The 18,341-nt window shown below is 64.4% G+C and carries 16 protein-coding genes; 8 read left to right on the forward strand and 8 right to left on the reverse strand.

The genetic code is table 11. The annotated features are described in order from the left end of the window. Nucleotides 1-44 precede the first annotated feature (44 nt). From CK221_RS08975 to CK221_RS08985, 3 genes are all read left to right on the forward strand, one after another. Nucleotides 45-893, forward strand: coding sequence for a sulfite exporter TauE/SafE family protein (locus CK221_RS08975; protein ID WP_278052572.1), 849 nt, complete (start codon nt 45-47; stop codon nt 891-893). Beyond that, nucleotides 893-1,681: a TIGR02186 family protein gene (locus tag CK221_RS08980; RefSeq protein ID WP_067322676.1), complete on the forward strand. Its 789-nt coding sequence runs from the start codon at nt 893-895 to the stop codon at nt 1,679-1,681. The genes CK221_RS08975 and CK221_RS08980 overlap by 1 nt, the downstream gene beginning before the upstream one ends. 171 nt (nt 1,682-1,852) lie before the next feature. Further along, entirely contained in the window at nt 1,853-3,109 is a 1,257-nt protein-coding gene (locus tag CK221_RS08985) for an Hsp70 family protein (RefSeq protein ID WP_095777473.1), read from the forward strand. Between the two features lie 12 nt (nt 3,110-3,121). Here the strand turns inward: CK221_RS08985 and CK221_RS08990 are convergent, their stop codons facing one another. Continuing rightward, on the reverse strand, nt 3,122-4,030 hold the full coding sequence (locus tag CK221_RS08990; RefSeq protein ID WP_095777474.1) for a LysR substrate-binding domain-containing protein: 909 nt from the start codon (nt 4,028-4,030) through the stop codon (nt 3,122-3,124). Between the two features lie 123 nt (nt 4,031-4,153). On the opposite strand from CK221_RS08990, the gene CK221_RS30190 reads away from it, so the two are divergent. From CK221_RS30190 to CK221_RS09005, 4 genes are read left to right on the forward strand one after another with little or no spacing between them, the layout of a single operon-like run. Then, nucleotides 4,154-4,309, forward strand: coding sequence for a hypothetical protein (locus CK221_RS30190; RefSeq protein WP_179294591.1), 156 nt, complete (start codon nt 4,154-4,156; stop codon nt 4,307-4,309). Next, nucleotides 4,309-7,239 (forward strand): molybdopterin oxidoreductase family protein, encoded by a 2,931-nt coding sequence (locus tag CK221_RS08995; protein ID WP_095777475.1) that lies wholly within the window; start codon nt 4,309-4,311, stop codon nt 7,237-7,239. Before CK221_RS30190 ends, CK221_RS08995 begins: the two co-directional genes overlap by 1 nt. Continuing rightward, nucleotides 7,236-7,970: a 4Fe-4S dicluster domain-containing protein gene (locus CK221_RS09000; protein ID WP_095777476.1), complete on the forward strand. Its 735-nt coding sequence runs from the start codon at nt 7,236-7,238 to the stop codon at nt 7,968-7,970. The genes CK221_RS08995 and CK221_RS09000 overlap by 4 nt, the downstream gene beginning before the upstream one ends. Before the next feature lie 12 nt (nt 7,971-7,982). Beyond that, complete coding sequence (locus tag CK221_RS09005; RefSeq protein WP_095777477.1) at nt 7,983-8,918, forward strand: DmsC/YnfH family molybdoenzyme membrane anchor subunit; 936 nt, start codon at nt 7,983-7,985, stop codon at nt 8,916-8,918. A gap of 7 nt (nt 8,919-8,925) precedes the next feature. On the opposite strand, the gene pdeM is transcribed toward CK221_RS09005, so the two are convergent. The 5 genes from pdeM to CK221_RS09030 all read right to left on the reverse strand — a co-directional run bounded on the left by pdeM (nt 8,926) and on the right by CK221_RS09030 (nt 15,160). After that, nucleotides 8,926-9,642, reverse strand: a complete 717-nt coding sequence (pdeM, locus tag CK221_RS09010; protein WP_066996460.1) for a ligase-associated DNA damage response endonuclease PdeM — start codon at nt 9,640-9,642, stop codon at nt 8,926-8,928. A 16-nt stretch (nt 9,643-9,658) separates the two neighbouring features. Next, complete coding sequence (locus CK221_RS09015; protein WP_095777601.1) at nt 9,659-12,190, reverse strand: ligase-associated DNA damage response DEXH box helicase; 2,532 nt, start codon at nt 12,188-12,190, stop codon at nt 9,659-9,661. Nucleotides 12,191-12,420: 230 nt separating this feature from the next. Beyond that, nucleotides 12,421-13,281 carry an NlpC/P60 family protein gene (locus tag CK221_RS09020; RefSeq protein ID WP_095777478.1) on the reverse strand — a complete coding sequence of 287 codons (861 nt, stop codon included), beginning with the start codon at nt 13,279-13,281 and terminating at the stop codon, nt 12,421-12,423. Between the two features lie 49 nt (nt 13,282-13,330). Next, on the reverse strand, nt 13,331-13,681 hold the full coding sequence (locus tag CK221_RS09025) for a MarR family winged helix-turn-helix transcriptional regulator (RefSeq protein ID WP_095777479.1): 351 nt from the start codon (nt 13,679-13,681) through the stop codon (nt 13,331-13,333). Nucleotides 13,682-13,795: 114 nt separating this feature from the next. Then, nucleotides 13,796-15,160: a leucyl aminopeptidase family protein gene (locus CK221_RS09030; RefSeq protein WP_095777480.1), complete on the reverse strand. Its 1,365-nt coding sequence runs from the start codon at nt 15,158-15,160 to the stop codon at nt 13,796-13,798. A gap of 122 nt (nt 15,161-15,282) precedes the next feature. Here CK221_RS09030 and CK221_RS09035 point away from each other — a divergent pair, with 122 nt between their 5' ends. Beyond that, complete coding sequence (locus tag CK221_RS09035) at nt 15,283-16,101, forward strand: tetratricopeptide repeat protein (protein ID WP_095777481.1); 819 nt, start codon at nt 15,283-15,285, stop codon at nt 16,099-16,101. Between the two features lie 175 nt (nt 16,102-16,276). Here CK221_RS09035 and CK221_RS09040 read toward each other — a convergent pair whose 3' ends face one another. Both CK221_RS09040 and CK221_RS09045 read right to left on the reverse strand, forming a co-directional pair. Further along, a complete protein-coding gene (locus CK221_RS09040) occupies nt 16,277-17,293 on the reverse strand; it encodes a type II secretion system F family protein (RefSeq protein WP_066996444.1) in 1,017 nt (338 codons plus the stop codon). 13 nt (nt 17,294-17,306) lie between these two features. Further along, the gene (locus CK221_RS09045) at nt 17,307-18,320 is read right to left on the reverse strand and encodes a type II secretion system F family protein (protein WP_066996441.1); all 1,014 of its coding nucleotides are present in this window, start codon (nt 18,318-18,320) and stop codon (nt 17,307-17,309) included. Nucleotides 18,321-18,341 lie beyond the last annotated feature (21 nt).

An 18,341-nucleotide genomic window follows, 5' to 3' on the forward strand; every position in this document is an offset into this window, starting at 1 on the left:
TTTGCCTGTTAACTGATTGAGACGGTTTTCGTTTCGGCGCGGCGGTGGGCTTCCTGTCGGGCATGTTCGGGGTCGGCGGCGGCTTCCTGATCACGCCGCTCCTGATCTTCTACAACATCCCGCCGGCGATCGCGGTGGCCACGGGGGCCAACCAGGTCATAGCCTCCTCCTTCTCCGGCGCGCTGTCGCACTTCAAGCGCGGCACGCTCGACTTCAAGCTCGGCGGAGTGCTTCTGGCCGGCGGCATCGTCGGCTCGACCGCAGGCATCTATGTCTTTGCGCTGCTGCGCCGGCTCGGCCAATTGGACCTCTTCATTTCGCTGCTCTACGTCGCGCTGCTCGGCACCGTTGGCGGGCTGATGCTGGTCGAGAGCGTCAACGCGTTGCGCGCCTCGCGCAGCGGCGCGGCGCCCGTGCTGAAGAAATCCGGCCAGCACAACTGGATCCACCGGCTGCCGTTCAAGATGCGCTTCCGCGCCTCGAAGCTGTTCGTCAGCATCATCCCGGTGCTCGGCCTCGGCGCGGCAATCGGCTTCCTGTCGTCGATCATGGGCGTCGGCGGCGGCTTCATCATGGTGCCGGCGCTGATCTACCTGCTCAAGGTGCCGACCAACGTCGTTATCGGCACCTCGCTGTTCCAGATCATCTTCACCTCGGCCTACACCACGCTGGTGCATGCCACGACCAACCAGACGGTCGACGTGATCCTGGCCTTCCTGCTGATGGCGGGCGGCGTTGCCGGCGCGCAATATGGCGCCAAGGCGGGCCAGCGGCTGCGCGGCGAGCAGTTGCGGGCGCTTCTGGCGCTGTTGGTTCTGGCCGTCGCCATCCGCCTGGCCATCGACCTTTTCGTGACGCCTCCCAATCGCTATTCGCTCGCGGGCCTGACCTGATGGGGCCGTTGAGAGCGTTCGCAGCCGCCATCCTGTCGCTCGCTGCTGCAGCACTGCCGGCGGCGGCACAGACGCCGGCGACGGAAAGCATCCAGATCGGCCTGTCGACCGACGCCATTTCGATTACCGCCGGGTTTTCCGGCGCTGACCTCACCATTTTCGGCTCGCTCGAAAATCCCGATCCGCTGATCGCGCGCCAGGGACGCTACGATGTCATCGTCGTGCTGGAGGGTCCCGCCCGCCCCGTCGTCGTGCGCCGCAAGGACAGGGTGCTCGGCGTCTGGATCAATCTGGAATCGGAGACTTTCGAGAACGTGCCGGTATCCTACTCGGTGGCGACGACCCGCCCGCTGCAGGACATCACCGAGCCGAACAGCTACAAGCAGCTGTCGCTCGGCGCTTCGAACCTCTACATGCAACCGGCCGAGCCCAGCGACAGCCCGATCACGATCGAGGAATTCACCTCGGCACTTCGCGAGCGCAAGACGGCGACCGGCCTTTACAGCGAGAATGTCGGGGGCGTCCAGTTCCTGTCGCAGAACCTGTTCCGCGCCACCGTCCGGCTCGCGCCCAACATCCCGGTCGGCACCCATAAGGCACGCGCCTTCCTGTTCAAGAGCGGCATGTTCGTGAAGGAGAGCTCGGCCCAGCTCGAAATCCGCAAGTCCGGTTTCGAACAGTCGATTTTCCGCGTCGCGCACGACTATTCCTTCCTCTACGGCGTGTTCGCCGTGTCGCTTGCCATGCTCACCGGCTGGCTCGGACGCATCGTTTTCCGCAAGGATTGACGTTTTTCGCGGAATGAGGGTTCCCCTTTTCCCGGATTTGGGATAAGTCGCCGCCTCCCAACTCGGGGACAAGCACACATTCAATTCGGCAGAGCGGTCCGGCGACCGGGTGACGGCGCGTTTTTCGACGCCGGCGATGCGCTGCGACGAAACCAATGACAGGAGGCTGCTATGCATCCAGCATTCGGCGGCATCGATTTCGGCACGTCCAATTCTACAGTGGGCGTGATCCGCCACGGCCGGGCGCAACTGGTAGCACTGGAGGGCGAACAGCCCACCTTGCCGAGCGCCGTCTTCTTCAACTTCGAGGACGGCCACACCTATTTCGGCCGCCGCGCGATCGCCGACTACACCGACAGCGTCGAGGGCCGGCTGATGCGCTCGCTGAAAAGCGTTCTCGGCAGCTCGCTCGCCAACGAGAAGACGCGCATCAAGGCGCGCCTGATCGGCTTCACCGACATCATCGGCTTATTCATCAGCCATTTGAAGAGGCGGCTGGAAGAGGATGCCGGCGGCCCGGTCGAACGCGTCGTGCTCGGCCGCCCCGTGCAGTTCGTCGATGACGATGCCGACGCCGACGCCAAGGCGCAAAGCGAGCTCGAAAAGGCGGCGCGCGCACAAGGGTTCAAGCACATCGCCTTCCAGTTCGAGCCGATCGCGGCGGCGCTCGACTACGAACAGAACGTCGCCCGCGAAGAGCTGGCGCTGATCGTCGACATGGGCGGCGGCACCTCCGACTTCTCGATCGTGCGCGTCTCGCCGGAGCGCGCCCGCTCGGACGACCGCAAGGGCGACATATTGGCCAATCGCGGCATCCATATCGGCGGCACGGATTTCGACCGGCTGCTCAGCATCGCCCATATCATGCCCGAGCTCGGCTATCTGACGCCGACCAAGGACGGCAAGCGCAATCTGCCGGCAAGTTATTTCATCGACCTCGCGACCTGGCAGCGCATCAATCTCATCTACACCGCGAAGGCGATCTCGGATTTGAGGCAGATCCGCTTCGAAGCCGAGCGCCCCGATCTCGTCGACCGCTTCATCCACATTGTCGAGCATCGTTACGGGCATGCGATGGCCGGACTGGTCGAACGGGCCAAGATCGCGCTGACAGAACATTCCTGGGCCGAGGTGAAGGTGTCGCTGCCCGGCGTAGGCTTCGCGGCCGGGATCACGCGCGCCGGCCTGGAAGAGACGATCGGCGGCGACATCGAACGGGTAACCGCGACGGTCAGGCAAACGATTGCCGACGCAGGCGTTCCCGCTTCGGCCATCACGGCCGTGTTCCTCACCGGCGGTTCGACGGCGATCCCGCTGGCAAAGCGGCGGATCCTTTCGCTGGTGCCGCAGGCCTCGGTCATCGAAGGCGATATGTTCGGCTCGGTCGGGCTTGGGCTCGCGCTTGATGCGCGACGCAAATTCGCCTGACGCTTCCTTGCTCTAGCCCCTCCCCGTTGACGACGCGTCCTGCTTGCCGGTGAGATGCGCCTTGAGCGCCATTTGCGCGAGGCTCGCCTGCCGGTCGCGATGGGTAATCATGGCGAAATCGCGTTTCGGCAGAACGACCGGCACGGATCGCAAGCTGCCTTCCGCCAGCGAGCGCGCAATGACGAGCTCGGAAATTATGGTCGCGCCGGCACCAGCCTCCACCGCCTGACGCACAGCCTCGTTGCTGGGCAGGACAAGAAAGATCTGCAACTCCGCCGGCGGAACCCCTTCACTGCGCGCAAAATCCTCCAGCGCCTCGCGCGTGCCCGACCCGCCCTCCCTGATGATCCAGCGCAACGACCTGATGTCGAGGTTTCCCGCCGGCGTCATCGGAAGCTCGGGATGTGAGCCCGCAACGACCAGCATGGGGCGATCCTCATCGACCGTGGCGCGCCGCAATATGTCGGACTCGGTTCGGCCTTCGACCAGCCCGAAATCGGCCCGGCCGTCCAGCACATTGGTTTCCACTTGCCGCGTGTTGCCGATGGTGACGCTCAGGCGCACCGCCGGATAGGCCTCGTGGAAGGACGCCAGGCGCCTCGGCAGCCAGTAGCTGGCGATGGTCTGACTGGCCGATATCGACAGGCTGCCGGTGATGGTCTGGGAAACATGCTCCAGCACGTTGTGGGCAGCCGCTGCCCGTTCCAGAACAGCCTTGGCTTCGGGCAGGAAGCGGTGGCCGGTCTGCGCGAGCTCGATGTTGCGGCCGACCCGGTTGAACAGCCGCACGCCATGATGGCTTTCAAGCGCGCGGATGGCGGCAGAGGCGGCCGATTGCGAGATGCCGAGCAGGTCGGCCGCCTTGGTCATGTGGCCATGCTCGGCGACGGCGACGAAGATGCGAAGCTGATCGAGGGTCATGGCCAACTAAGAAGCAAAATCGATCGGAATTACAAGAGCGGCTTGTTAGACAGATCAATCGCTTTGTTCTAACTTTTTAGCCGAGCTTGGAAAAAATTGGCCGTTCTGCCGCCAAGGTTGGAAATGATCGGGCGCTTCAAATCCCTTTTCGCGCATTGGAGCCGCCAGCTGAAGCGGCAGCTCGCCGGCGACCGCTACCATCCTGAGCTGCACTATATGCGCGGGCCCGGCCCGAAGACCAAGGCCAAGATGGCAAGCGACAAGAGCGTTCGCGGATAATGAGCCTAGCTGAACCACGCGGCGCAAACTCCGCGCCCTCCCAGCGGCCGTTGGCCGACAGCCAGGCGCCTGACGAAGGCGACGGCGTCGAGACCTCGCCGAGCGTGTCCGACCGCATCGCCAAAACCACCTGCTACATGTGCGCCTGCCGCTGCGGCATCGACGTCCACATCAAGGACGGCAAGCTGCGCTACATCAACGGCAACAAGGACCACCCGGTGAACCGCGGCGTGATCTGCGGCAAGGGCAGCGCCGGCATCATGCAGCATTACAGCCCGGCGCGGCTGAGGAAGCCGCTGCTGCGCACAGGGCCTCGCGGCTCCGGCGAGTTTCGCGAGATCGAATGGGACGAAGCGCTCACGATCGCCACCGAGCGGCTGTCGGCGATCCGCCGCACCGATCCGAGAAAGCTTGCCTTTTTCACCGGGCGCGACCAGTCGCAGTCGCTGACCGGCTGGTGGGCGAGCCAGTTCGGTACGCCCAACTTCGCCGCCCATGGCGGCTTCTGCTCGGTCAACATGGCGGCCGGTGGGCTCTACACGATCGGCGGCTCGTTCTGGGAGTTCGGCGAGCCCGACTGGGACAACACGAAATACTTCATGCTGTTCGGCGTCGCCGAGGATCACGATTCGAACCCGATCAAGATCGGCCTCGGCAAGCTCAAGGCGCGCGGCGCCAAGGTGGTGTCGATCAACCCTTGCCGCACCGGCTACAACGCGGTTGCCGATGACTGGATCGGCATACGACCCGGCACGGACGGACTGTTCGTGCTGGCGCTCGTCCATGAGTTGCTCAAGGCCGGCCGCATAGATCTCGACTATCTGCTACGCTACACCAACGCGCCGGTGCTTGTCGTGCAGGAGCCCGGTTCCGCCGATGACGGATTGTTCATGCGCGATGATGACGGCAACCTGTTGGCTTGGGACAGGGTGGCGAAGGCGCCCGTCAATGCCGCCGACCCGGATGCGAAACCAGCACTGACCGGCAACTACACCGTCAATGGCCGCCGCTGCGCACCGGTATTTCAGCTGATCGCCGACCGATACCTGGACGAAAGCCATTCGCCGGAGGCGGTATCGGAGCGCTGCGGGGTCGGCGCCCACACCATCCGACGGATCGCGGCTGAGCTGGCGCATGTCGCCTTCGAGCAGGCGATCGAGCTGCCGGTCGCCTGGACCGATCGGGCGGGCCGCCGGCACGAGACGATGAAGGGCCGGCCGGTCTCAATGCATGCCATGCGCGGCATCTCGGCCCACTCCAACGGCTTTCATACTTGCCGCGCCATCCACCTGCTGCAGGTTCTGCTCGGCACGGTGGACGTGCCCGGCGGCTTCCGCTTCAAGCCGCCCTATCCGCGTTGCGCGCCGCCGGGGCCAAAGCCCGCAGGCAAGAACGTCCGCCCGATGACGCCGCTGGAGGGCATGCCGCTCGGCTTCGTCTCAGGGCCCGACGATCTGCTCGTCGACGAGGTCGGCACACCGATCCGCATCGACAAGGCCTATTCCTGGGAAGCGCCCTTGGCCGCCCACGGCCTGATGCACAGCGTCATCCGCAATGCCTGGGCCGGCGACCCTTATCCGATCGACACGCTGATGATGTACATGTCGAACATGGCCTGGAACTCCTCGATGAATACCGTCGAGACGGTTCGTATGCTCACCGACAGGGACGAGGCGGGCGACTACAAGATCCCCTTCATCATTTATTCCGACGCCTATTATTCCGAGACGGTGCCGTTCGCCGACCTGGTGCTGCCCGACACGACCTATCTCGAGCGGCACGACTGCATCAGCCTGCTCGACCGGCCGATCAGCCATGCCGACGGGCCGGGCGATGCCATCCGTCACCCGGTGGTGCAGCCGGACCGGGATGTCCGGCCGTTCCAGTCGGTGCTGATCGAGCTCGGCGCGCGGCTCGGCCTGCCTGGTTTCGCCAACGAAGACGGTTCGGCGAAATACCGCGACTATGCCGACTACATCGTCAACCACGAGCGCACGCCCGGCATCGGCCCGCTTGCCGGCTGGCGCGGTAAGAACGGCGACGCGATCGGCAAAGGCGAGGTGAACCCGGACCAGTTGCAGCGCTACATCGACAATGGCGGTTTCTGGCACCACGGGTTCGCCGACGACCAGCGCTATTACAAGATGGGCAACCGCGCCTATCTCGACTTTGCCGTGCAGATGGGATTCATCTCCAAGGCCGATCCGATCATCTTTCAGCTCTATTCGGAGCCGATGCAGCGCTTTCGCCTCGCCGCGCGCGGTCATGGCAAGGTGCAGCCGCCGGAGGCCGAGCGCGACCGGATCGAAGCCTATATGGACCCGCTGCCGTTCTGGTACGCGCCCTTCGAAGACGACACCGTCGATCTCCAAAAATATCCGCTGCATGCGCTGACGCAGCGGCCGATGCACATGTACCATTCCTGGGGCTCGCAGAATGCGTGGCTGAGACAAATCACCAGCCAGAACCGGCTGTTCGTGCACCGGGAGACGGCAGCGAGGCTTGGGCTGGCCGACGACGACTGGGTGTGGATCGAAAGCATCAACGGCCGCGTGAAGGGTCAGATCAAGCTGATCGACGGCGTCAACCCGGACACGGTCTGGACCTGGAACGCGATCGGCAAGCGGCGCGGCAGCTGGGGCCTGAAGGACGACGCCGCAGAGAGCAATCGCGGCTTCCTGCTCAATCACATCATCGGCGACCAGACCGCAGCCACCGTCAACGGCAAGCGCTATTCGAACTCCGACCCCGTCACCGGACAGGCGGCATGGTTCGACGTGCGCGTGCGTATCGCCAAATGCGCCGCGGAAGAGGCCGGCTTCACCGAGCCGCAATTCGAGCGCTTGCGGCAGCCGCCAAATTTCGAGCCGTCACCGGATGTGCTTCGCTTCGGCGATGGATTCCGCATAAAAAGGGAAGCCGCCGAATGACCTGCCTTCCCGCCCAAACCGAGAAGAAGCTCGGCCTCGTCATCGACCTCGACACCTGCGTCGGCTGCCAGGCCTGCGTTACCGCTTGCAAGGAATGGAACACCGGCGGACACATGGCGCCGCTGACCGACATCGAGCCGTATGGCGGGCGTGTCGACGGCGTCTGGTTCAACCGCGTGCACAGCTATGAGCACACGACCGAACATGGCGGCCGCACGGTGAACTTCCCGCGCTCCTGCCTGCATTGCGAGCAGCCAGCCTGCGTCACCGTCTGTCCGACCGGCGCCTCCTACAAGCGCGCCTCCGACGGCATCGTGCTGGTTGACGAGGACAAGTGCATCGGCTGCAAGCTGTGCAGCTGGGCCTGTCCCTATGGCGCGCGCGAATTCGATACGGATGTCGGCGTGATGAAGAAATGCACGCTGTGCGTCGACCGCATCTACAACGACAATCTGACGGCAGAGGACCGCGTGCCGGCCTGCGTCGCCGCCTGCCCGACCAGCGCCCGGCATTTCGGCGATCTGGGCGATCCCGCCTCGGCAATCTCGCACCTGGTAGACGAGCGTGGCGGCGTCGACCTGATGCCCGAGCTTGGTTACAAGCCGACCAACAAATACCTGCCACCGCGTGCCCGCACCGAGCGCGCGGCGAAGGTCGACGCGCCGGCGCTGGAACCGATCCGGGCCGACGGAGGCTTCCTCGGCTGGATCGACCGCATGCTTTCGAACTGAATTCGCGCAGCCATGCATCCCGCCTATTCCGTCGTCTTCTTCACCACCGCCACCGGGGCCGGCTACGGCCTGCTGGCGCTGCTCGGCGTCCTTGGCGGGCTGGGATTGATCGCACCCGACTTCTGGCTCGGGCTCGTCGGCATGGCGCTTTCGCTTGGCTTGATCGTGGCCGGCCTGCTCTCCTCGACCGGCCATCTCGGCCGACCTGAACGCGCCTGGCGCGCCTTCTCGCAATGGCGAAGCTCCTGGCTGTCGCGCGAAGGGGTCGCCGCGGTCGCGACCTTCATCCCGGCCGGGCTGTTCGGCATTGGCTGGGTGCTGATGGGCAAAAGCGGCGGTTGGGTGGCCATCGTTGGCCTGCTGGCTGCCACCGGCGGCGTCGTGACAGTCTGTACGACCGGAATGATCTATGCCTCGCTGAAGCCGATCGCGCAGTGGCACAGCCGATATACTTTGCCGGCTTATCTTATCTTCTCGGCAATGACGGGTGGCGTGCTGCTCAACGGCCTGCTGCGAAGCTTCGGGGCCGGATCAAACATGGTTCTGGTCGGCGCGCTGCTTGCCACGCTCGCCGGGTGGGGCTGGAAGCTTGCGACCTGGCACTACAACGACAAGCTGGAAATCCCGACCACGGCCAACACGGCGACCGGCCTGGCCGGCGGCACGGTGCGGTCCATCGAATGGCCGCATACCGAAGAAAACTACCTGCTCAAGGAGATGGGTTTTCGCATTGCGCGCAAACATAGCGCGAAGCTGAGGCGCATCACGCAGGTGCTGGCCTTCGCCGTGCCGGCCATCTTGCTCGTGATCGCCTTAGCCTCGCCACGGCCTTTCGCAGCAGCCGCATCACTGCTTGCAGCGCTCTTTCAGTTCGCGGGCATGCTGGTCGAACGCTGGCTGTTCTTCGCCGAGGCAAAGCACACCGTCACGCTCTATTACGGCAGATGAAGCCGCCTCAGCCCGGCCGCAGCATCGAGCCGGAAATGGCAAAGGTGCGCTCTGCACCCAGCATGTAGGCAACAAGCGTTTCCAGGCGGAACAGTCCGGCATAGGCGCGGTCGAGCACGTTGAGCGAGCCGGTATAGGCGCCGAAGGCCGGCATGATCATGCGGCCGCCGTCACCGGCGAAGCAGCGCCGCCTGACCGAGCGGCCGCGCTGGACGATGCGGGCGCAGGGATGCAGATGGCCGGCGATCTCGCCTTCCACCCGCAGCTTGGATGGCTCATGGCGGAAGACAAGCGAACCGATCGCGAGTTCCCTCACCGTCTCGCCAGGCAGGTCGGCGGGAGCATCCGGATCATGATTGCCGGCAACCCAGAACCAGTCGCGGCCGGCCATCATTGCCTCCAGCCGCTCGCGGAAGCTTAGATGCATGCGCTCGGCGCCGCCGCCGTCGTGGAAGGAGTCGCCAAGGCTGACGACGATCCGCGGACCGTAGTCGGCGATCACGGCCTGCAGCCGCAGCAAGGTCGCACCTGTATCATAAGGCGGGATCAGCGCGCCGCGCCTGGCGAAGGACGAGCCCTTTTCGAGATGCAGGTCGGAGACCGCAAGCAGCCGCAGATCGGGGAAATAGAGCACGCCGCGCCGGTCACAAACCGCTCGTTCGCCAGCGATGCCGACGAAGTCGGCCTCGGCGACCAGCGTTGCGCGCGACAGCGAAAAATTCATCCCCTCTTGCCTTCTCTCAGTCGGCCATCTCCGGCCCCATGGCCTCTTCAACGAGGGTGGCGGCATCCATCAACAGCGTTTCATCCGCCTCGCCATGCACCGGCATCTTGCCGATTTCGAGCATGATCGGCACGGCTAGCGGCGATATCTGTTCCAGGTCCTTATGCACGATTCGACCGCGGATGCGCGAGAGCATCTCGGCAAGTCTGCTGACATCGAGCAACCCGGTCGCTGCATCGGCACGGGTCGCCTGGAGCAGGATGTGGTCGGGCTCGTGGCTGCGCAGCACGTCATAAATCAGGTCTGTCGAGACGGTGACCTGGCGGCCGCTTTTCTCCTTGCCGGGATGACGTTTCTCGATCAGTCCGGAAATCAGCGCGCAGTTGCGGAAGGTGCGCTTGAGCAGCCAACTGTCGGCAAACCATGCCTCGAGATCGTCACCGAGCATGTCCTGATCGAAGAGCGCAGCCAGCGATGGTTGTTTGTTTTTGAACATCCAGCCCATGTCGGCCAGCGACCAAATCGCCAACGCATAGTCGGTGGCAACAAAGCCGACCGGGTTGGCGCCCGCTCGATCCAGGCGGCGCGTCAGCAGCATGCCCAGCGTCTGATGCGCGAGCCTGCCTTCGAACGGATAGGCTACAAGATAGTGCCGGTTTCCGCGTGGAAAGGTTTCGATCAGCAGATCGTCCCGTTTCGGCAGGACGGATTTATCGGCCTGAAACCGCAGCCAATCGGCCACCTGCTCGGGCAGCTTCTTCCAGCGCTGCGGATCGTCGAGCATGGCGCGCACCTGCTCGGCGAGATAAGTCGAAAGCGGGAATTTGCCGCCGCCATAGTAGGGGACCTTTGCTTCGCTTCCGGGAGCATTCGACACGAAGCACTCATTGTCGCGGATACCCTCGAAGCGCAGAACCCTTCCGGCGAACATGAAAGTGTCGCCATAGGTCAAGGTCTCGAGAAACGCTTCCTCGATCTTTCCCAAGACTCTGCCGCCGCGCGAGGCCGCGCCCTTGCTTCCAGCCTGGACGTAACGAACGTTGAGGGCCGGCACTTCGATGATGGTCCCGACATTGAGCCGGTACTGTTGCGCCACGCGGGGATTGGATACTCGCCACAAGCCTTCCTTGGTTTGGCGAATGCGGGCGTAGCGCTCGTAGTTTCTCAGCGCGTATCCGCCGGTGGCGACGAAGTCGATGACCCGGTCGAATGTCGGGCGGTCTAGGCTGACATAGGGCGCAGCCGACCTCACCTCGTCAAACAGCGCGTCGGCGTGGAACGGGGCACCGCAGGCGCAGCCGAGCACATGCTGCGCCAGCACGTTGAGCCCGCCATTGACCAAAGGCGGCGTGTCCTGCGCGCCGAGATAGTTGGCGTCGAGCGCGGCACGGCATTCAAGCACCTCAAACCGGTTGGCCGGGATCAGGATTGCCTTCGATGGCTCATCCATGCGGTGGTTGGCGCGGCCGATGCGCTGCGCCAGGCGACTGGCCCCCTTCGGCGCGCCGACATGCACGACCAGATCGACATCGCCCCAGTCGATGCCCAGGTCCAATGTCGAGGTGGCGACGATAGCGCGCAAGGCGTTTTCGCCCATCGCCTTCTCGACCCGCCGCCGCTGGGCGACGTCGAGCGAGCCGTGATGCAAGGCGATCGGCAACGTGTCTTCGTTGACGCGCCACAGCTCCTGAAACAGCAGCTCGGCCTGGCTGCGCGTGTTGACAAAGAGCAGCGTCGTCTTGTGCCGCTTGACCTCGCGATAGATTTCCGGAGTGGCGTAGCGGGCGGAATGGCCAGCCCATGGCACCCGCTCTTCGGAATCGAGAATGGAGATGTCGGGCTTGGTGCCGCCTGTGACGACGATCAACTCGGACATGGCCTCAGGGGAAGTCTGGCTGACCAGCCAGCGCCGCAATTCATCCGGCTCGGCGACCGTAGCCGACAGGCCGATGGTCTGCAGCTCAGGGACCAAGGCGCGCAACCGCGCCAGGCCTAGCGCCAAAAGATGCCCGCGCTTCGAGGTGACGAGCGAATGCAATTCGTCGAGGACGACATAACGCAAATCCTCGAAGAAGCGCCTGGCGGCGGCGGAGGCAATCAGAAGAGCGAGCTGTTCGGGCGTGGTGAGCAGGATGTCGGGCGGTGCGAGCTTTTGCCGCTGGCGCTTGTGCGAGGGCGTGTCGCCGGTACGGGTCTCGATGGTCACCGGCAGTCCGATCTCCTCGACCGGCTTGCCGAGATTGCGCTCAATGTCGACGGCCAGCGCCTTGAGCGGCGAGATGTAGAGCGTGTGGATGCCGCGATGCGCCCCACCGGGCTTGCGCCGCGGACGTTTGGCCAGCTCGGTAAGCGAGGGCAGGAATCCGGCCAGCGTCTTGCCGGCGCCGGTCGGAGCGATCAGCAGCGCCGATTGGCCGGCTTGAGCCTTCGCCAGCAGTTCGAGCTGGTGGGCGCGCGGCGACCAGCCTTTTGCAGCGAACCATTTTACGAACGGCTCGGGGAGAAGGACGGCGACATTCTGTTCGGCGAGGCGCGGCTGCTCTGTCACGCGCAAAGAGGTAGCGCGCTGGCAAGCGATCGCCAAGGAAAATCGGAACAAAAGGGGATCATTCTTCCCCTCTCCCCATGTGGGAGAAGGTGGCCCGGCGCGCAGCGCCGAGACTAATGAGGGTGATCCAGCTTGGCGCTACTTACCCCTCATCCAGATTGCCAACCGACTTGCGAAGAGCAAATCGGGGCAATCCGACTTCTCTCCCATGGGGAGAGGTTAGGGCGGCGCTAAGGCCTGCGGAACCCGGTCGGGCCGCCATAGAGATAGCCGATCCGCTCGACGGCATCCTTCAGCCCTTCGCGCGAGACCAGCATGGTGTGGCCATTGGCGTGGATCATGTCCTTCGCGTCGGTCATGATCGCGACGTGGCCCTTCCAGAAGACGAGGTCGCCGCGCCGCAGCCCGGAATACTTAGGGCCCAGCTCGAGCCGCGTCCCGATCGATGCCGCCTGCATGTCGGAGTCGCGCAGCACATCCTTGCCGGCCATGCGCATCGACAGTTGCACGAGGCCGGAGCAGTCGATGCCGAAGCCGGAGACGCCGCCCCAGAGGTATGGCGTGCCGAGAAAGCTTTCGGCGATCGTCACAAAGTCGTCTGCAACCTCGGCGAGCGGCCGCAGATGGCGGGCAATGACCGCCTGGCCGGATGGCAGCAGCGCGTAGTGCGTGCCGCGCGTTTCGGCGGAACCCGTCACCGTCACCGCGGAGCCCATCGACAGTTGCCCGCCGATCGGGAAGCGCAGGTCCGGTCCGGGATAGAGGAAGGTGCGCGGCACGGAGACGATGTGGGTGGGCGCATGCTCACGTGCGCCGAGTACATTGTCGGCGGCATAGCCGACATAGCCGTCGCGCTCGGCCTGCACCCAGGCCCAGCCTTCCGCAACCTCGAAGACCAGCACGTCGTCGCCGAACAGCGCCTGCGTGTTGATGCCGGCATCGGGGCGCGGCGCCTTGCGCAGGTCGGCGACGGCGGTGGTGATCCGCGCCGGGCGGCCGGCGACAAAGCGGTCGGCGGCGACTTCCCCCTTCAGCCTGGCATCGGCGAGATCGGAACGAAAGGCGTGAAGGCGGGCATCCCTGGCGGTCAAATCGGTAGTCCAGTCAAATGGGTTAATCAGTCAACAGACGAGTTATCGGTCAGATGGGCAGCTCATGCGCCTTTGCGACGATACCATCGCCGAAGCGCTCGACAAAGAGCGCGCCCTCCACGGTGCGCCGGATGAGCACATTGCGCTTGTCGAGCTCGTCGCGGTGGCGCGAAACCAGCTTCAGCGCGCCCATCGTGTCGAGCGCGCGGCTAATGACCGGCTTGGTGACGTTGAGCCTCGCGGCCAGCCCGCGCACCGTATGCGGCGGCGGATCGAGGTAGATGGTGAGCAGGATGGCGGTCTGGCGCATGGTGAGGTCGGGCGCGTCGTCGCGCACCTGCGACAGCAATACCTGCTGCCACAGTCGCAAGGCCTGGCTCGGGCGCATCGAGATCGACATTTGCCAACCATGACGGCAAATTGTTTCGCTTCCGTTTCAGTCCAAAGCGTTTCGCCGGCTTTTCGACGAGCGGCTGTTTTTAGCTGCTTCTGGACGCACTCTCCTGGAATCGCTCTATCCGAACCGAGTCGAGATGATCCGCTCCAGCGCGCGAATGCCTTGCGCTTCACCCCCGGTCAGGCCGTGCGGGCGGTCATTCGGGTTCCAGGCAAAAATGTCGAAATGCGCCCAGCCGGGCGTCTTCTCGACAAAGCGCTTGAGGAAGAGCGCCGCCGTGATCGATCCGGCGAAGCCGTCCGTCGTGACATTGTTGACGTCGGCGATCTTCGAGGAAAGCTTCGCGTCATAGGGACGCCACAGCGGCATGCGCCACAGCGGATCCTCGACAGCAAGCGAAGCCGCAGCCAGGTCGGACGCCAGTGCCTCGTCGTCGGTATAGAAGGGCGGCAGATCGGGGCCGAGCGCAACACGGGCCGCTCCGGTCAAGGTCGCCATGTCGAACAGCAGGGCCGGCCTTTCCTCGTCGGCAAGCGCCAGAGCGTCGGCCAGCACCAGCCGGCCTTCAGCATCGGTGTTGCCGATCTCCACCGTTATGCCCTTGCGGCTCCTCAGCACGTCGCCAGGCCGGAAGGCATTGCCGGCGATCGAATTCTCGACCGCAGGGATCAGGACGCGCAGCCGCACATTCCGTTTCGCCGCCATGATCATCGAGGCGAGACCCAGCACGTTGGCGGCGCCCCCCATGTCTTTCTTCATCAGCAGCATGCCCGACGACGGCTTGATGTCGAGGCCGCCGGTGTCGAAGCAGACGCCCTTGCCGACCAGCGTCACCTTCGGCGCGTCGCTCGGGCCCCAGGTCATGTCAATCAGCCTCGGCGCGCCGGCCGAGGCGCGGCCGACAACATGGATCATCGGAAAATTCCGCGCCAGGAGATCGTCACCCTTGACGACGGAGACGTCGGCGCCGTGCCCGGCTGCCAATGCCTGGACAGCCTCCTCCAGCTCATCCGGCCCCATGTCGCTCGTCGGCGTGTTGACGAGGTCGCGCGTCAGGAACATAGCCTCGGCGGTGCGGCGCACATGCGCGCCGTCGGCGCCCGACGGCAGCGCCAAGCGCAACGCCCTGCCGGGTTTCTTGCCGTAGCGGGTGAATGCGTAGCCGCCGAGGACGACGGCCAGCGCCGCAAGATCGGGCGCTGGCAGTACCTGGGCGAAATGCCATTCGCCCTCGGGCAGCGACCGCGCCAGGGCGCCCACGGCAAGCTGGCTCTCGCCGTCGCCGGTGCCGAACAGCGCGCCGGCGAGACCGCCACCTTCGGCCGGCAGAACGAGCGTGCGGCCCGCCTCGCCGGAAAAGCCGTTGGCCCGCGCCCAGGCGATGACGGAAGGGGAAAGGCCAGTGCCGTCGAGGCCATCCTTTCCCACAAGGTAGACTGGCAAGGCTGCTTCCGGTTTCTGGTCAACGAGTTCGACAGGCATTCGATGGTCTCCGGCCGGCACGGCGAGTCGGCTTCTTAACGATCCGTTAGGGTTAACAGAATATTTCTGTGGGAGGGAAGACGGCCAGCTTAATGGCCGCGCAGGAATGGAGATAGGCACCGATGCCGATCAACTTCACAACCAAGCGTCTGGTCACCACGGCATTGATGGCGGTGCTGGCGGCCAGCGTGGCCGGCTGCGGCAGTACCAGCAAGTTCACGACCGGCTCCATTTCCCGCTCCGACAACCGGCCCCTGGAAACGATGTCGGCCAGCGAACTGCACAGCGCCACGACCAGGCTCGGCGAATCTTATGCCAGGAACCCGAACGACAAACGCATCGCCACCAACTATGCCGCGGCGCTGCAGATGGATGGCGACGCCGACCAGTCGCTGGCGGTGATGCGCAAGCTCGCGATAGCCTACCCCAAGGACCGCGACGTGCTCGCCGCCTACGGCAAGGCGCTTGCCGCCAACGGGCAGTTCGAGCAGGCGCTCGATGCGGTGCGCCGCGCGCAGACGCCGGAATATCCGGACTGGCGCCTGGTTTCGGCGGAAGCCGCCATCCTGGACCAGATGGGGCAGCGGGACGAGGCACGTCAGGACTACCGGAAGGCGCTCGAGCTCAAGCCGAACGAACCCTCGATCCTTTCCAATCTCGGCATGTCCTATGTGCTGGAGGGGGATCTGCGCACCGCCGAGACCTATATGCGCTCGGCCGCGCAGCAGCCTAACGCAGACAGCCGGGTGCGGCAGAATCTGGCGCTGGTCGTCGGCCTGCAGGGCCGCTTCGACGAGGCCGAAAAGATCGCCTCGCAGGAGCTTTCGCCGGAGCAGGCGCAGGCCAACATCGCCTATCTGCGCCAGATGCTTGCGCAGCAGAACGCCTGGAGCCAGCTCAAGGATCAGGACAAGGGCAAGGCGAAGGTCGCGACCAACTGACCGCCGGCACCCAGAGCAGGTCACCGTTTTACGGAAACCGCGAACTGCTCTGGCTGTTTGTTTTTTCCGCAATTCCGGACGGAAACCGTTACACGCTTTTCCTGGAATTGCTTCAAGGCTGGGCCAGACAGCAAAGCCGCGCGCCGCCTGCCACGCGGCTTTTGTCATGCTTCGCCTATTGGCTGCTGGAATTGTGCTGATCGCCAAAGATGCCGCGCTGGCTGACCTGGATGCCGGCCGGCCCTAGAATGATGGCGAACAGAACCGGCAGGAAGAAGAGGATCATCGGCACGGTGAGCTTGGGCGGCAGTGCTGCGGCCTTCTTTTCGGCCGCATTCATACGCATGTCGCGGCTTTCTGAGGCGAGCACGCGCAGCGCATGCGCCACCGGCGTGCCGTAGCGCTCCGCCTGGACCAGGGCCTGAGTCACCGCCTTCACCGAATCCAGACCGGTGCGGCTTGCCAGGTTCTCGTAAGCGACCCTGCGGTCCTGCAGATAGGAGAGCTCGGCATTGGTGAGCACGAATTCCTCGGCGAGGGCGACGGACTGAGTACCGATCTCGTCGGCGACCTTGCGAAGCGCTGCTTCCACCGACATGCCGGATTCGACGCAGATCAGCATCAGGTCGAGCGCGTCCGGCCACGCCAGTTGGATCGACTGCTTGCGCTTGGTGGCGCGGTTGTTGACGTAGAGGATCGGCGCATAGAAGCCGCCATAGGCGACAAGAATGCAGACGAACAGCTTGATGAAGGCAGGCTGCTGCGCCAGACCGCCGAGAAGGAACAGGTAGATCGCCGCGAGCGCGAATCCGACGAAGGGCAGGATCAGACGAAAGAACAGGAAGCGCGTCAGCGGATTCTGGCCGCGGAAGCCCGCGACTTTCAGCTTCTGCAGCGTGCCTTCGTCGGCAAGCGCGCGCTTGAGATCCAGCCGTTCGACGATGTTGCGCATGCCGATCGACTGTTCCTCGCGCAAACCCTTGCGGCGGCGATCGGCTTCATTGGCGAGCCGCTGACGCTGCTTGGCGCGCAGCTCATCACGCTCGAGCGCCACGGTTTTCATGCGCGCCTTGAGCTGATTGCCGCCAAGCGCAGGCATGAGCGTGAAGACGGTCGCAAAAACCGCGATGCCGACCAGGAGCGCGATAAGAAAGGAAGGATCGGTTAGCGTCTTGACGACCTGGTCTGTCATTGGATCCGCGTCCCTAGACTTCGAAGTTCATCATCTTGCGCATCACCAGGATGCCGATCGACATCCAGACGCCGGAGCAGCCGAGGATCAGATTGCCGACGCTGGTGGTGAATAGCGGCATGATGTAGTTCGGACTGGTCAGATAGACGAGAAAGGCGACGACGAACGGCAGGGCGCCGATGATGACGGCGGATGCCTTTGCTTCCATCGACAGCGCCTGTACCTTGGCCTTCATCTTCTTGCGGTCGCGCAGCACGCGCGAAAGGTTGCCCAGCGCTTCGGAGAGATTGCCGCCGGCCTGCGACTGGATCTGGATGACGATGCCGAAGAAGCCGGCCTCGGTGCATGGCATGGTCTCGGACATGCGCATGGTGGCGTCGGGGATCGACATACCCATCTGCTGGGAATCGACGATACGGCGGAACTCGGAGCGGACCGGCTCCGGGGATTCATTGGCGATCAGGCGGATCGCGTCGTTGAGCGGCAGACCGGACTTCACCGCGCGCACGATGATGTCGAGGGCATTCGGGAATTCCTCCAGGAAGGCCTTCACCCGGCGCGCGCGACGAAACGAGACGAACCAGCGCGGCAGGCCGAGGGCTCCGGCCAAGAGAGCGCCGGGCAGGACCAGCAACGGCGCGCCGGCAAGAAAGGCGAGGATCGTAAGCACGATGCCGCAGATCACCGAGTAGATGTAGAAGCGCTCGAGGGAGACGGTCATGCCGGCCTGGCGGATCTGGGCCCTCAGCGGCGGTTTCTTGACGTTGCGGTCATTGGTTTTTTGCTTTTCATCGAGCTGCTTGAGCGAATCCTGAAGCGTCTTACGCCGTCTGACCGCTTCCGCGGCGCGGTCGCGCGTAGCCTTCACCACCGATCGGTCGGTCTCGGCCGTCTTGATCGTTTCAAGCCGCTTGCCGGCCTGCTTCTCGTTATCGATGCGCTTGAACAGGAAGGCATAGGCTATCGCGCCGGCGCTGAGGCCCGCGAGCACGACGAAAGCCAGAACCGTGGTGTCAATTCCGAACATCGACCGGGGCCCCTACACCTC

Origin of the sequence: Mesorhizobium sp. WSM3868, assembly GCF_002294785.1 — a bacterium.
Taxonomy (GTDB): Bacteria; Pseudomonadota; Alphaproteobacteria; order Rhizobiales; family Rhizobiaceae; genus Mesorhizobium.